Here is a 14,493-nt window from a genome sequence, read left to right on the forward strand (position 1 = left end):
CCAGAGACCGCCAAGCGGCGGCCGCCGGTTGTTGCCAAAACCCAAAACGAGGAGCTGCCGCGCCGCGTCGGTGCGATCCGTAGAACAGACTTGGCGAATCCAGACCCGGCGAATCCAGACGCGCCTAACGAGGGTGGACTTGCCAAGGAAACGCAGCGGGGGCCGAGCAGTACGATCAGGTGATGCTGATACGGCGAATCGTCGGGCTCTCTGTCGCCGGAAGCTCCTCCGCAACATCCGGGCGTCGATCGGCTGATGGCTTGGTGACCGGCAGCTGCAGCACGGTCACGCGCTGGCCCTCGCACAGCTGGGTCACAAGCACATGGCGCCCGTCGGCGAACTCGACAGCGTCGTGATGGCGATCGGGAATGTGCTTCTCGATGGTGTTGAACTTGGCCACGCGCTCTCGGATCGTGCGGGTCCACAGCCAGCGGCTGTCGTAGCGGACGTCCTCGGCGAACGCGAGCTCGGTGCCGGGGAGCATGCAGACCGCGACGTTGGGCTCGCTTTCCAAGGCGAAGCCACGGGTCGCGGTGCCGCGGAAAGTCGTCGATATCAGCGTCTCGCCGACCTTGGCGGGACGGGAGGCAACGGCATGGAGGCTGTAGTCACACATCGGATCGCTCCTCGTTCAGAGATAGCCGACCCACGCTCCCCCCGGACAGGCGCAGGCCTCTATCAGAGTGGACATCAAGGAGGATGTTAGCGCGCGCTTCGCGGCATTTCTGCGCTGATCTGCACGGCCTCTGCCTGCGCGCGATCACAAGCGTTTGAGCACGCGTTCGAGTCTACCGCGTTGCACATCATGAGGTGCATTGGCAGAGGGCGTGATTGCTTGCCGCCAGCGGCCGCTGTCGCGCGACGCACCGCTTCAAGAGGCGGCCGCCGCATCGTCCCGATGGCGGAGCTCACTCACGCCACCGGTCAGTGCTGAGGTTCGCTGATGGTGATGACCGCTGAGCTTGTCGGCGTCCGTATCCGCGCAGCGTCTCCGCGATCAGTATTTGCGATAGAGGCCAACCAGCTTGCCCTGGATCTTCACCCGGTTGGGCGGCAGGATGCGCACCTCGTAAGCGGTGTTGGCGGGCTCCAGCGCGATCGAGGCGCCGCGGCGCCGGAAGCGCTTCAGCGTCGCTTCCTCGTCGTCGATCAGCGCCACCACGATGTCGCCGGTGTCGGCGGTCTCGTTGCGCTGGATCAGCGCCATGTCGCCGTCGAGGATACCGGCATCGACCATCGAATCGCCGCGCACTTCGAGGGCGTAATGATCGCCATTGCCGAGCATGTCGGCGGGAACGCTGATCGTATGGCTGCGGGTCTGCAGCGCCTCGATCGGGGTACCGGCGGCAATCCGGCCCATGACCGGCACCGCGACGGGCCGCTCGCCGTCGTCGAGCGCGGGCGTGGAGGTTCTCACCTTGCCGAGATTCCCCTCGATGACCGACGGCGTGAAACCGCGGCGGTTGCTGGCCGCCTGCGACAGCTCCGGAAGCTTGATCACCTCGATCGCGCGGGCGCGATTGGGCAACCGACGGATGAAGCCGCGCTCCTCCAGCGCCGTGATCAAGCGATGGATACCGGACTTCGAGCGCAGGTCGAGCGCATCTTTCATCTCGTCGAAGGACGGCGGCACTCCGGCTTCTTTGAGCCGTTCATTGATGAACCGCAGAAGTTCGTACTGTTTGCGCGTCAGCATCTCGACCTGGTCCCCAGTTGGTGTCGTCCGAGTCCCGTGCCGTGCTCCGACGACCAGCGTTCGAGAGCGAAGGGGAATCGGACGATCGCGTTCGCCCGCAACATACTAAAAACAAATCATGAACGGACACTATATGTTCGATGTGTGTTCCGCAATCCCAAAAATATGGTGAACGGACCGGGATTTGCCGGGGAAATCGGCTCAGAGCGGCAGGCGCAGGATCTCGCATGGGCTTCCGGCCGGTGCCCTCGGCGCGAACGCCGGGCGGATCACCAGCGCCTGCGACAGCGCGAGATTCCCGAGCAGCGAGGAATCCTGCTGCGTCACGGGGGTTGCGATCAGCATGCCGTCGGCGCGCTTGTCGAGCTGTGCCCGCAGATAGTCCTCACGCGAATCGTTGGCGCCGAGGTCGCGGCCGAGCAGGGCGGTCTCGCGCGGCAGCTGCGCCTCCCGGCCGATCAGGCTGCGAATCAGCGGCACCAGAAACAGGATCGCGCAGACATAGGACGACACCGGATTGCCCGGCAGACCAATGACGCGCATGCCGGCGAGGCGGCCGTGCATCATCGGCTTGCCCGGGCGCATCGCGATCTTCCAGAACGCCATCTCGACACCCTCGGCCTCGAGCGCCTGCTTGACCAGGTCATGATCGCCGACCGATGCGCCGCCGGTCGTGACGAGAATGTCGGCCGCGGCCTCGCGCGCGCGGCGAATGCCGGCGACGGTCGCTTCGAGCGTATCGGCGGCAATGCCGAGATCGATGGCTTCGGCGCCTTCACTGCGTACCAGCGCGCGCAGCGCGTAGCCGTTGGAATAGACGATCTGGCCGGGCCCGGGCGAGGATCCGGGCATCACCAGTTCGTCGCCGGTCGCGAGCAGCGCCACCTTCGGCCGCCGCCGCACCGGCAGCATCGGATGGTTCATGCTGGCGGCGAGCGACAGATCGCGGTCGCTGAGACAGCGCCCGGCCTGCAGCAGCACCATGCCCTGGTGGAAGTCCACGCCGGCGGGTCGGATGTGCCGGCCCTTGATCGCCGGCTCCGTGATCACGACGTGGCCATCCTCGGCGATCGTGTCCTCCTGGATCACGACTGCATCGGCCCCCTCCGGCACCACGCCGCCGGTGAAGATGCGGGCGGTTTCGCCGGGCCCCACGACGCGGTCGAACGGCCGTCCCGCCGCGACCTCGCCGATGACTTTCAATCGCACCTTGGGCTTGTCGGCGTCGGCCGCGCGCAGGGCATAGCCGTCCATCGCCGACATCGCCTCAGGCGGCTGGGTCCGCAGCGCCGCGAGGTCGCGGGCGAGCACTCGGTGAAACGCGGCGTCCAGCCCCACCATCTCCTCGGCCAGGGGCTCGGCGCCGGCGAGCACCGCAGACAACGCATCGGACACCGGCATCAGGGCCATGGAACTTCCTTCGGACGGAGACGGGGGACGACTCGAAAGTGTCGCCTTCTAACCGAACGCACACGGCCCGGCCAAGGGTCTAAGCCGCGCGCCACGTTCGCATCAGTCCGCGGGGCCCGCCTCGGCAGCGATCTCAGAGCCCCGCGAGAAAGCCCGCGATCAGGCGGGTGATCTCTTGCGGCCGCTCCAGGCTCGGCAGATGCGCCGCTTCGGCGATCGCGCAGCCCGAGCCGTTCGGCAATGTCGCCGCGATCAGGCGGCTTCGCTCCCGGATATGAGGAAAGTCGAACTCGCCCCAGATGATGCGTGACGGCGCGGTGATCTCGGCGAGGCGCGGGAAGGCGGGCGCCGTGTCGAGGTTGGCGCCGACCGGCGGCGCGCGCAGCGCCGCCACGTTCTTCTGCAGAAAGCTCGCGCGCAGCTCGCCGGTGATGCGGCCCTCCAGCTGCAGCGGTCCATCGAGCCAGAGATGCACCTTGATCGCGCTGACCCGGTCCCAATCGCGCGCAGCCTCGGCCGCGGCAAGCCGGGTGAGCAGCGGTTCGATCGGCGGTGGATAGACCGGTTCTGGTGCTCCGCTGACCGACGGCGCGATCAGCACCAGCGCGCGGAGGCGCGACGGATGCAGAAGCGCGAAATCGAGCGCGATGCGGCCGCCTTGCGAGCACGCGACCAGCGTCGCCGGCCGGCCCGGCGCCAGCGCATCGAGCACGGCAAGCAGATCGGCGACCGGCGAATGATCTTCCGTCTCCGTCCGCGTCTCGCCGAAGCCGCGCCGGTCATAGGCAATCGCCAGATGCGTCGGCGCGACACCAGCGATCTGCGCCCGCCACATCGTGCGGTCGAACACGGCGGCATGCAGGAACACCACGGGGTCGCCGCAACCCGCGATTTCGGCGGCAAGCCGCGCGCGGCCTGAATGGATCCAGCTGGAGCTCGACGTCATGCGTGTTTCTCCTGCAGAACCGTTCGTGGAGATTTTTTCCGCTTCGCCGCGGCTCGACGCGCCGCCGCCAATGCCGCACGGCTCCAGTCGATGAATTCGTCGGGCTCATCGAAAAGCCGGTCGGGAATGCGCCAGAAGGCGAGGTCGATCGCGACGCCGTTCTTACGATAGCTCAACGGCGGATGCGATTGCGCTTCCGCAAACATGGCACGATTGTCGTCGTCGACCCGCAGATAAAGCGTGTTGTCAGCGACCATGCCGAGCATCGCGCCGTCATGAAAGACTCCCGTCTTGCCGAACATGCGCCTGATTGTGATGGAGCCGAGCGGCGCGAATTGCTCGCGCAGGAATTCGACATAGTCCGACGTCGCAACCATGCGGGAGCCTCTGCCCTGATCGGCGGGATGCTTGTGCGCTCGCCATCACACCGGATGCCGCATCCAGACATTCGGTTCGACATAGACAGCATAATCATACGCGACTGACGCAATGACCGGCACCAGGGCGCCCGGTATCTCAATCTCCCCGGAGCGGTCGAACGGCACGCCGGTCCATTGTGACCACTCCGCGAGCGTGCCGACGATGGTCATCGAGCACGGCGCGATCTTGATGATCTCGCCGCCGATGTCGACATGGGTGCGCAGCCAGGAGTCCGCGAGCAGACCATCGGTACGACGCTGTTGGAGATAGTCCTGCATCGACATCCGCGGCAGCTGATGTTTCTGGTTCGGCCGCACCGGCGCGTATAATTCGGCGAAGCCTTTCGCGCGTGCGCAGTCCTTGAGCGCTGCGAGCATTGCGCGCGAGCTGCCGGGTCCGCGTGCCTTTGGCAGCAGCGCGATCTCCAGCGCGCTCATCGTTGTCGGCCGCCGCTCCAGCATGCGGTCCTCGTGACCCCAGTGGATCACCTCGTCCCAGCCCGCTTCGGGGAGCTCGCTGCGGCCCTCAGCGCCGAACGCGAAGGGAACGGCGAAGGCGCGCCCGACCACCTCGCCGCCAGCAAGCGCGGCAAAGGCGCAGTCGGTATAATGCGCAAACGCGGCCTCGCTGTAGTACAGCATCGCTGTCCGATCCTGCCGCATGAAGTCGGGCCAGACGCCGTCGAGCTCGGGCGAGAACACGCGGGGAATCAGATCGGGCCGATCGCCGAGGGAGATGATCTCGAGATTCATTCGCGCTCCAGGAGGCCGCGTTGGGGAGGCTGTCGCGAGCTTAGGCGGTTCGGGCTTGGGTGGCCAGCGATCGCGCGGATGTCGGCTGGACCCTGTGGTGACTGCCGCCTGCTTTCCTCTTTGCAGGCGCTGCGGCTGCGGGCTGATCGGCACGAGGGCACTTGGTCAGCCAAGAGGTGCCGTGGCGAACGCGATCAGATCCCCAACGCCTGAAGGGCCGCGGCGATATCCTCCGTCGAGCGCACCAGCACCGCCTGCAGCCCGCTGTCACGGGCCCCCTCGATGTTCTCCGTGAGATCGTCGAAGAACAGGATGCGCTCGGCCCGGATACCAATCGCCTGCACCACGTGCTGATAGGCCTCGGCGTCGGGCTTGCGCAGGCCGATCGACGACGACAGAAAAATCTTCCGGAAGTGACCGAGCAGATCGGCGTAGCGCGACGAGAAGTGCTCGATATGCGGCTGGTTGGTATTGGAGAGCGCGTAGAGCGGCAGTCTGTCCGCCGCGCGGGCGAGCAGGGGGCCGATGCCAGGCATCGGGCCGACAAAGATCGCGTTCCAGCCCTCGAGAAATTGATCGTCGGTGATGTCGATGCCGAGTTGCTGGCGCAGATTGGCGAAGAAGGCGGCATCGGACACGGTGCCGCGCTCATGCCCGTGATAAATCTCGTCGCGCACAAAGCGCGCGGCAATATCCTCCGGCGCGCGGCCGGCATGACTGGCCCAGCGCGAAACGACCTGGACGAAATCGATATCGATCACGACTCGGCCGAGATCGAACAGCAGCGCGTCGACCGCGCCGGGGCGAAGATCGGAGGAGAGCATGGGGCGAGATGGCGTTCCCTGGCCGGTGACCGCGAGCGACAGCGTCTCAATAGCGGTATGGCGCGACATCGGCCAGAGGAAACGCGCTGAACACGCTCGGCGGATTGGTGGCGGTTGCCGGATGAAGGTAGGAGGCGTTGAGCTCCGCGAAGGAGGCGAGGCCCAGCAGGCCGAGCGTGCGGATCACCTCATCCTCCAGGAGCTCCAGCATGCGCACGATGCCGTCCTCGCCGGCGGCGGCCAGAGCCCAGCATTGCAGCCGCCCGACCCCGACCAGGTCAGCGCCGCAGGCGATCGCCTTGACGATGTCGGTGCCGCGGCAGAAGCCGCCATCGACCATGATCTTGGCGCGGCCGTTTACGGCAGCGACGATCTCAGGCAGTACATGCATGGCGCCGCGACCATGATCGAGCTGACGGCCGCCATGGTTGGACACGTAGATCCAGTCGACGCCGTGATCGACCGCGATATGGGCGTCTTCCGCGGTCGCGATGCCCTTGATGATCAGCGGCAGCTTGAACTTGTCCTTGATCAGCTTGACGGTGTGCCAGCTCAGCGCCTTCTGGTGGTCGCCGCCCGTGGCGCGCAGCCGGCTCTCGCGCACATAGCGCTTGGCGATGTCGCGCTCGCGCCGGCTGTAATGGGCGGTGTCGACGGTCAGGCAGAACGCCGTGTAGCTGTTGGCGACGGCACGGCTGACATAATCCTCGACGAAGGCGTCATCGCCGCGCACATAGAGCTGGAAGATGCGCAGCGCGTCCGGCGCAGCCTCCGCGGTCCGCTCCAGCCCAGGCTCGGAGACCGAGCTCAGCATGTGCGCCGCCCCGAACCGTCCCGCGCCGCAGGCAACCGCGGCCGCACCGGCGGGATCGAAGATCTCCAGCGCGCCGACAGGGGCCATCACCAGCGGCAGGCGCATCCTGCGCCCGAATCTCTCGACCGAGGCGTCGACCTTGGACACGTCGCGCAGCACACGCGGACGAAACGCGATCTCGTCGAGCGCCATTCGGTTTCGGCGCAGCGTGGTTTCGGTCTCCGCACCCCCGATGATGTAGTCCCAGGCGTTCTGGTTGAGTCGAATCCGCGCCTTCGTGATGAACTCGTGCAGGTTCTGGAACTTTTCGTCGCTGGCGCCGAGCTCGACATTCCGCCACGCCGCCTCGATCGGAGTTTGTTGATTCATGCCCCAGCCTCCCGGCCCCTGTTCTGATTTGCCGGCAAGCATCGCCGATTGGACCGGCGATGCGCAAGCCATTCCGAACTGGCGGCGGGGGCACTGGGCGGAGCCTGGTGGCGCGCGCCCCCGGCGTGATTCGCGGCGAGGCTTCGGCTCCGCAAGTTGTGATCGCGCGGTGACCGTAAAAGGCCGGGGTGGGCGGCGGCCCGACCTCCAAGCAGGCGCGAGGGTTGAACATTTCCCGGTGAAAGTCCATCTGGGCGGCAGGCGCAGTGCTGCGTCCGGTGGATCCGGAATCTCGACATGGCGCTGCAATATCGGCCTTGAAGAAACCGGAAATGTGGTGTGAGTTCGTGGTCTGATCACCCCGGCCGGTCGTTTGTAACCTATGTGATTTGGTCGGCCGACAAACGAGCGCGGGAAGCAAAGACAATGCGGAAGAACTGGCTGTTCCTGGCGGGCACGCTGACCGGTGTCGGACTGACCTTGCTGGTCAGCGGACCCGACGGCGCGCAACTGATCGCACGGGCCAAGGCCGCGGCCGGCATGGCCGACACCTATTCGCAGCTCAACCTGTTCGGCGCGGTGTTCGAGCGCGTTCGTGCCGACTACGTCGAAAAGCCCGATGATCCCGCTCTCATCGAGGGTGCGATCAATGGCATGGTGTCATCGCTCGATCCGCATTCGCGCTACATGAACGACAAGTCCTGGCGCGACATGCAGGAGACGACATCCGGCGAGTTCGGCGGCCTCGGTATCGAGGTCACGATGGAGGACGGGCTCGTCAAGGTGGTCGCTCCGATCGACGATACGCCGGCCTCGAAGGCCGGCATTCTCTCGGGTGACCTGATTGCCAAGATCGATGGCGAAGCGGTCCAGGGGCTGACGCTCGAACAGGCCGTTGCCAAGATGAAGGGCGGCGTCAACACCAAGACCAAGCTCACCATCATGCGCAAGGGCAAGGACGCGCCGCTCGACGTGACGCTGACGCGGGAGATCATCCGTGTCCGCCCGGTGCGCTATCACACTGAGGGCGGCGATATCGGCTATATCCGCATCACCTCGTTCAACGAGCAGACCACCGAGAGCTTGCGCAAGGCGATCACCAGCATCTCGAAGGACATTCCGCAGGACAAGCTCGCCGGCTATGTCGTCGACCTGCGCAACAATCCGGGCGGCCTGCTCGACCAGGCGGTGTCGGTGTCCAGCACGTTCCTGCCGCGTGGCGAAGTGGTGTCGACGCGCGGGCGCAATCCGGAAGAGACGCAGCGCTTCACGGCGCGTGGCGGCGATCTCACCAAGGGCAAACCGCTGGTGGTTCTGATCAACGGCGGATCGGCCTCGGCCTCGGAGATCGTTGCGGGCGCGCTGCATGATCACAAGCGCGCGACGCTGGTCGGCACGCGGTCATTCGGCAAGGGCTCGGTGCAGACGATCATTCCGCTCGGGGCCGGCAATGGTGCGCTCGCCCTGACCACCGCGCGCTACTACACGCCGTCGGGCCGCTCGATCCAGGCGCAGGGCATCGCCCCCGACATCGAGGTCAAGCAGGACGTGCCGGATGATCTGAAGGATCGCACCGACATCAAGGGCGAAGCGTCGATGCGCGGGCATCTCTCGGCGGCCGATGGCACCGAGCAGACAGGTTCGCAATCCTACGTTCCGCCGGATGAGAAGGACGACAAGGCGCTGCACGCGGCTTTCAACGTGCTGCGCGGCGTCACCGTGAATGCCGATGTTCGCGCCAAGGCGGCGGTGCCGAATTGATCTGACCGGTGTTTCGGAGGGCTGCGCACCGGTCCCATTGGCGGCCGGATGCTCACACACCCGACGGGGCGGCTATGAAGCCGTCCCGCCGTGGTTTTCGACCAGCGTGTACAGGCGGACACGGAGTATGTCCGTCTGTTTCAGATAGATCATGGCACCGTGCGGGATCGCAAGCGGCCGGCGTTTCGATCGGTCGACAGGGTTTGAATTTGGCTTGCGGAAAACGCTCAAATTGCAGCGGTATTTATCGGTCCGGAACCGGCCGCGGTCACGCGGCATCGGAGCGCGGCCGCTGGCGCTTGGTGCTATCGGCGCGGCTCGGGGCACACTGCGCCTTGAATAGGCCCCGTACCTCGGCCGCGGGCTTCGGCGGGCTGAACAGATAGCCCTGCATCTCCGAGCAGCCGAGCCGCTTCAGCACCTGGCGCTGCGCCTCGGTCTCGACGCCTTCCGCTGTTGTCGCCATCTTGCGGATCGCGGCGATGTTGACCACGGCCTGGACGATGCTCGCCGAGCCTTCCGACTCGGTGATATCCTTGACGAAGCAGCGGTCGATCTTGATCTTGTCGAACGGGATCCGCTGCAGATAGCTCAGGCTGGAATAGCCGGTGCCGAAATCGTCGAGCGCTATGCGCACGCCGAGCGCGCGCAGCTGGTGCAGGGTGTCGAGCGCATCATCGTCGCGGATCAGCACGGCTTCGGTGATTTCGAGCTCCAGCCGGTGCGGCGACAGGCCCGACGTTGCCAGTACATTGGCGACCTTGAGCGCCAGGGTTCCGCTCTTGAACTGCACCGGCGAAACGTTGACGGCGAGCCGGATGTCGTCCGGCCAGGTCGCGGCCTCGGCGCAGGCGAGGTGGAGAACGCGTTCGCCGAGCTGGTTGATGAGTCCGGTGTCCTCGGCAATCGGAATGAACTCGGCGGGCGAGACGTTGCCGCGCACCGGATGTTTCCAGCGCACCAGCGCCTCGCAGCCGACGATACGGTCATCCTGCAGGCTCACGCAGGGCTGATAGTAGACTTCGAGCTGATCGTCGGCCATCGCCTGGCGCAGGTCGACCTCGAGCTGATGGCGGGCCTTGACCTGCGCATCCATCTCCGGCTCGAAGAAGCGCCAGGTGCGGCGGCCCGCGCCCTTGGCGGCGTACATCGCCAGATCGGCGTTCTTCATGATCTGGTCGAGCTCGGTGCCGTGTTCCGGGATCAGCGCGACGCCGATCGAGGCGTCGGCCGTGAGTTGATGGCCGAGACAATCGCGCGGCGCGCGGATCGCAGCGAGAATGTCCTCGATCAGTTGCTCGACATCACCGCGGTTGCGGATCCCCGTCTGGACGACCGCGAATTCGTCGCCGCCGAGCCGGGCGACGAATCCGGCCACGCCGACGCAGGTGCTCAGGCTGGCGGCGACCGACTTCAGGAGCTCGTCGCCGATCAGGTGGCCGAGTGAATCGTTGACGCCCTTGAACTCGTCGATGTCGATGTAATGCAGCGCGAGCCGCTGTCCCGCGGAGACGCGGATCAGCTCCTGCTTCAGCCTCTCGTGGAACAGGGTCCGGTTCGGCAACTCCGTCAGCGCATCATAATGCGCGAGATGGGTGATCCGCTGCTCGGCCTTGCGACGCTCGGTGATGTCCTCATGGGTGGCGAGCCAGCCGCCGTCGGCGAGCGGCTCGTTGACGATCTCGATGGAGCGGCCATCCGGCGTCTCGATCAAATGGGACTTCTTGCGCCCGATGTCGCGCAGAATAGTTGCGACATATTCGGCCTCGTCGCCGATGAAGGAGCCGGTGGCCTTGCGGTGCGCGATCAGCTCGCGGAACGTGCAGCCGGGCTTCACGACGTCGGCGGAGAGGCCGTACATCTCGATGTAGCGCTGATTGCTGATGACGAGGCGCTCCGATGCGTCGAACATCAGAAGACCCTGGGTCATGTTGTTGACCGCTTTGTCGAGCCGTTCCTTCTCCAGCGTCAACCGCTGGTTCGATGCTTCGTGGTCGCTGATCAGCCGCCGCACCACCACGTAGAGCATCCCGGCGATCAGCAGCACCGACGTGACGCCCACGCCGATCAGGAAACGCATCTGCTCGCGCCAATCGGAGAGCGCCGCCGAGACCGTCGTCGTCGCGGTCACGATCAGCGGATAGCTCGTCAGGCGATGCGATGCGCCGATCCTGTGTTCGCGGTCGACGGGGCTGCTGAAGATACCGGTCGTATTGCCGTCGCCGGCCAGGATCTGCCGGAAGATCGGCGCATCCTTGTAGTTCTGGTTCAGCATCCCCTCGTGGCGTGGGTGCCGCGCCAGCAATGTCCCATCGCGATGCATCATCGAGATCGCGGCTTCAGGCCCGAGGGCGACGGACGCGAAGAAGCGCTCGACATTGACGGGCTCGAGACTGCGGGCGATGACGCCGAGGAACTCGCCGTTGGGCGCGGTCAGCTTCAGCGCGATGACGGCGACATGCGTGCCGGTGACCCGGCTCACGACCGGTTCGATCAGCAGTTGCGGCGATGCGGGATCGAACTTCAGCCGTTGGAAATAACCGCGATCGGCGACATTGATCGCCGGCACTGGCCATGACGTTGCGGAATTGATCAGGTTGCCTTCGGAATCGAAGATGCTGACGCCGCCGACATAGGACACCGCGCTCAGCTTGCTTTGCAGCATGGCGTTGACGGGCGCGCTCCCCATCTGCTCCCTGAAGCGGGCGGCGGTGTCGATGTGCCTCTGCCGAACGTAATCGGCGAGGTCGCGCTGAATCGCGCCGAGATCTTCCATCTGCTGGTCGAAATGGCGCGCCAGCAGCAGGACGGTGTTCTCCAATTCGCGCGTTGCGCTGGTCAGCGCACGTTCCCGAAAGCTGTCGGCCATGATGGTGGCGCCGATCGCAATGGCTGCGATCAGTGTCAGACCACCACCGATGAGCCAGCGGATCGGCCCCCCGTGATCGGCCGTGGCTCTGATGGAACTCCCCGGACTGGCGTTTGTCGTCATCGGTCCCGTTACGCTGCGAAGGGCGTGAGGGACGGACGTGCAATGTATCCCTCCCACCACCATGGCTACAGGGACCGCCGTGCAGGTCAGGTTAGGAAGTTGAGTTAGCGAGGGGTTAATTTGCGGCTGTATTCGGCACCCAGGTGCCGTCAGGCGCGATAGTGCCCGGACTTGCCGCCGAGTTTCTCGGTCAAGCGAATGCCTTCGATGCGGACGCCGCGCTCGGCAGCCTTGATCATATCATAGATGGTGAGGCAGGCGACGGACACGGCGGTCAGCGCCTCCATCTCGACGCCAGTGGGTCCGGTGACCTTTACGGTCGCGCTCACCAGGCAGCCGGGCAGGGCGGCATCAGGGGTGATGTCGACCGTGACCTTCGAGAGGGCCAGCGGGTGGCACAGCGGAATGAGCTCCGAGGTCCGCTTCGCGGCCATGATGCCGGCGATCCGGGCCGTGCCGAGCACGTCGCCCTTCTTGGCGTTGCCGGACATGATCAGTTCCAGCGTCGCCGCGCTCATGACAACGCGGCCCTCGGCGGTCGCGGTCCGCTCCGTCGCGGGCTTGTCCGAGACGTCGACCATGCGGGCTTCGCCGCGGGCATCGATATGGGTGAGGGACGGCTTGTCCGGCATATCGGCCATGATCACTCAGCCGCGCTTGCGGGGCTGGCGTCGCGCGCCAGCAGCGCGCGCGTCGCGGCGGTCACGTCAGCCTGTCGCATCAGGCTTTCGCCGACCAGGAAGGTCTGGATGTCGACGCGCGCCAGACGGGTGAGATCGGCCGGGGTGAAGATTCCGCTCTCGCCGACGAGCAGACGCTCCTTGGGCACCAGCGGCGCGAGCGCCTCGGAGGTCGCCAGCGTGGTCTCGAAGGTGCGCAGGTTGCGGTTGTTGATGCCGATCATCGGCGAGCGCAGCTTGAGCGCGCGGTCGAGTTCGTCGCGATCGTGGATTTCGATCAGCACATCCATGCCGCTGTCGAGCGCCGCAGCCTCGATATCGGCGGCAGCTGCGTCATCCAGCGCCGCCATGATGATCAGGATGCAGTCAGCGCCATGTGCGCGCGCCTCGACCACCTGATAGGTGTCGAACATGAAGTCCTTGCGCAACACCGGCAGGGTGGTCGCGGATCGCGCCGCCACCATGAACTCAAGACGCCCCTGGAAGGACGGCGTATCCGTCAGCACAGAGAGGCAGGCGGCGCCGCCGGCCTGGTAGGCCCTGGCGAGAATGGGCGGGTCGAAATCGGCGCGGATCAGCCCCTTCGACGGCGACGCCTTCTTCACCTCCGCGATCAGCGCATAGTCGCCGTTCGCGTGCTTGTTGCGGATGGCGGCCACAAATCCGCGGGGAGGCGAAGCGTCGCGCGCGCGGGCCTCGAGTTCCGCGAGCGGACAGGCGCGCTTGGCAGCGGCGATCTCCTCGCGCTTATAGGCTTCGATCTTGGCCAGGATATCCGACATGGCGCGCTCCGGGAGATCAGCTGTTGGAGACCGCGATCAGATGCTTCAGCCGCGCCGCCGCCGCGCCGCTGTCGAGCGCGTCGCGGCCGATTGCAACGCCTTCCGCAAGCGTCTTGGCACGGCCGGCGACGACCAGCGCCGCCGCCGCATTCAGCAGGGCGACGTCGCGATAGGGGCTCGGCATCCCGTCCAGAACGCTCTGCAGCGCCACGGCATTGGCCGCCGCGTCACCGCCCTTCAGCCCGTCGCTGCCGCACAGGCCAAGCCCGGCCTGCTCGGGGGTGACCTCGAATGTCCTGATCTGGCCGTGCTCGAGCGCGGCGACAAAGGTCGGGCCGGTCAACGTGATCTCGTCGAGCCCGTCGGAGCCGTGCACGACCCAGGCCGCCTTCGAGCCGAGATTCTTCAAGACCTGCGCCAGCGGCTCCACCCATTGCCGCGAGAACACACCGACCATTTGGTGTTTGACGCCTGCGGGATTCGACAACGGGCCCAGCAGATTGAAAATGGTGCGGGTCGCAAGCTCGACGCGGGTCGGGCCGACATTCTTCATCGCCGGATGATGCGCCGGCGCGAACATGAAGCCGATGCCGGCCTCCTGGACGCAGCGCCCGACCTGATCGGGCTTGAGATCGATCTTGACGCCGAGTGCGGCGAGCACGTCGGCCGCGCCTGACCGCGAGGACAAAGCGCGATTGCCGTGCTTGGCGACCGGGATCCCGGCGCCCGCGACGATGAAGGCCGCGCAGGTCGAGACGTTGACCGAGCCCGAGCCGTCACCGCCGGTGCCGACGATGTCGACTGCGCCGGCGGGCGCATCGACCCGCAGCATCTTGGCTCGCATCACGCTGACCGCACCGGTGATCTCGTCCACCGTCTCGCCGCGCACGCGTAACGCCATCAGCAGCGCGCCCATCTGCGACGGCGTCGCTTCGCCGGACATCATGCTGTCGAAGGCGGATGCGGCCTCCTCGCGCGACAAGGGCGCGCCGGTCGCGACCTTGCCGATGATGGACTTGAGATCGTTCATCGCCTCACTCAGCCGTC

13 protein-coding genes are annotated in these 14,493 nt (G+C 66.0%); 1 reads left to right on the forward strand and 12 read right to left on the reverse strand.

Annotated elements, in window-relative coordinates; genetic code table 11:
- Positions 1-175 precede the first annotated feature (175 nt).
- The 8 genes from ACVIJ6_RS28300 to ACVIJ6_RS28335 all read right to left on the reverse strand — a co-directional run bounded on the left by ACVIJ6_RS28300 (position 176) and on the right by ACVIJ6_RS28335 (position 7,231).
- Positions 176-616: a hypothetical protein gene (locus ACVIJ6_RS28300; RefSeq protein WP_456775399.1), complete on the reverse strand. Its 441-nt coding sequence runs from the start codon at positions 614-616 to the stop codon at positions 176-178.
- A gap of 381 nt (positions 617-997) precedes the next feature.
- Positions 998-1,696 (reverse strand): transcriptional repressor LexA, encoded by a 699-nt coding sequence (gene lexA / locus ACVIJ6_RS28305; RefSeq protein ID WP_012044524.1) that lies wholly within the window; start codon positions 1,694-1,696, stop codon positions 998-1,000.
- Positions 1,697-1,897: 201 nt separating this feature from the next.
- Complete coding sequence (locus tag ACVIJ6_RS28310; protein ID WP_456775400.1) at positions 1,898-3,106, reverse strand: molybdopterin molybdotransferase MoeA; 1,209 nt, start codon at positions 3,104-3,106, stop codon at positions 1,898-1,900.
- Between the two features lie 133 nt (positions 3,107-3,239).
- Positions 3,240-4,052 (reverse strand): alpha/beta fold hydrolase, encoded by an 813-nt coding sequence (locus tag ACVIJ6_RS28315; RefSeq protein WP_456775401.1) that lies wholly within the window; start codon positions 4,050-4,052, stop codon positions 3,240-3,242.
- Positions 4,049-4,429 (reverse strand): TfoX/Sxy family protein, encoded by a 381-nt coding sequence (locus ACVIJ6_RS28320; protein WP_456775402.1) that lies wholly within the window; start codon positions 4,427-4,429, stop codon positions 4,049-4,051. Before ACVIJ6_RS28320 ends, ACVIJ6_RS28315 begins: the two co-directional genes overlap by 4 nt.
- Positions 4,430-4,474: 45 nt before the next feature.
- Positions 4,475-5,224: a hypothetical protein gene (locus ACVIJ6_RS28325; RefSeq protein WP_456775403.1), complete on the reverse strand. Its 750-nt coding sequence runs from the start codon at positions 5,222-5,224 to the stop codon at positions 4,475-4,477.
- Between the two features lie 194 nt (positions 5,225-5,418).
- Positions 5,419-6,048, reverse strand: a complete 630-nt coding sequence (locus ACVIJ6_RS28330) for an HAD family hydrolase (RefSeq protein ID WP_456777098.1) — start codon at positions 6,046-6,048, stop codon at positions 5,419-5,421.
- A 46-nt stretch (positions 6,049-6,094) separates the two neighbouring features.
- Positions 6,095-7,231: an alpha-hydroxy acid oxidase gene (locus ACVIJ6_RS28335; RefSeq protein WP_456775404.1), complete on the reverse strand. Its 1,137-nt coding sequence runs from the start codon at positions 7,229-7,231 to the stop codon at positions 6,095-6,097.
- Between the two features lie 426 nt (positions 7,232-7,657).
- Here ACVIJ6_RS28335 and ACVIJ6_RS28340 point away from each other — a divergent pair, with 426 nt between their 5' ends.
- A complete protein-coding gene (locus ACVIJ6_RS28340; RefSeq protein WP_012044518.1) occupies positions 7,658-8,992 on the forward strand; it encodes a S41 family peptidase in 1,335 nt (444 codons plus the stop codon).
- A gap of 268 nt (positions 8,993-9,260) precedes the next feature.
- Here ACVIJ6_RS28340 and ACVIJ6_RS28345 read toward each other — a convergent pair whose 3' ends face one another.
- From ACVIJ6_RS28345 to trpD, 4 genes are all read right to left on the reverse strand, one after another.
- Positions 9,261-11,984, reverse strand: a complete 2,724-nt coding sequence (locus tag ACVIJ6_RS28345) for a bifunctional diguanylate cyclase/phosphodiesterase (RefSeq protein WP_456775405.1) — start codon at positions 11,982-11,984, stop codon at positions 9,261-9,263.
- Between the two features lie 149 nt (positions 11,985-12,133).
- On the reverse strand, positions 12,134-12,625 hold the full coding sequence (gene moaC / locus ACVIJ6_RS28350) for a cyclic pyranopterin monophosphate synthase MoaC (protein ID WP_456775406.1): 492 nt from the start codon (positions 12,623-12,625) through the stop codon (positions 12,134-12,136).
- Between the two features lie 2 nt (positions 12,626-12,627).
- Positions 12,628-13,446, reverse strand: coding sequence for an indole-3-glycerol phosphate synthase TrpC (gene trpC / locus ACVIJ6_RS28355; RefSeq protein ID WP_456775407.1), 819 nt, complete (start codon positions 13,444-13,446; stop codon positions 12,628-12,630).
- 16 nt (positions 13,447-13,462) lie between these two features.
- A complete protein-coding gene (gene trpD, locus ACVIJ6_RS28360) occupies positions 13,463-14,476 on the reverse strand; it encodes an anthranilate phosphoribosyltransferase (protein ID WP_456775408.1) in 1,014 nt (337 codons plus the stop codon).
- Between the last annotated feature and the right edge of the window lie 17 nt (positions 14,477-14,493).

The sequence above is a fragment of the Bradyrhizobium sp. USDA 4369 genome (assembly GCF_054056435.1).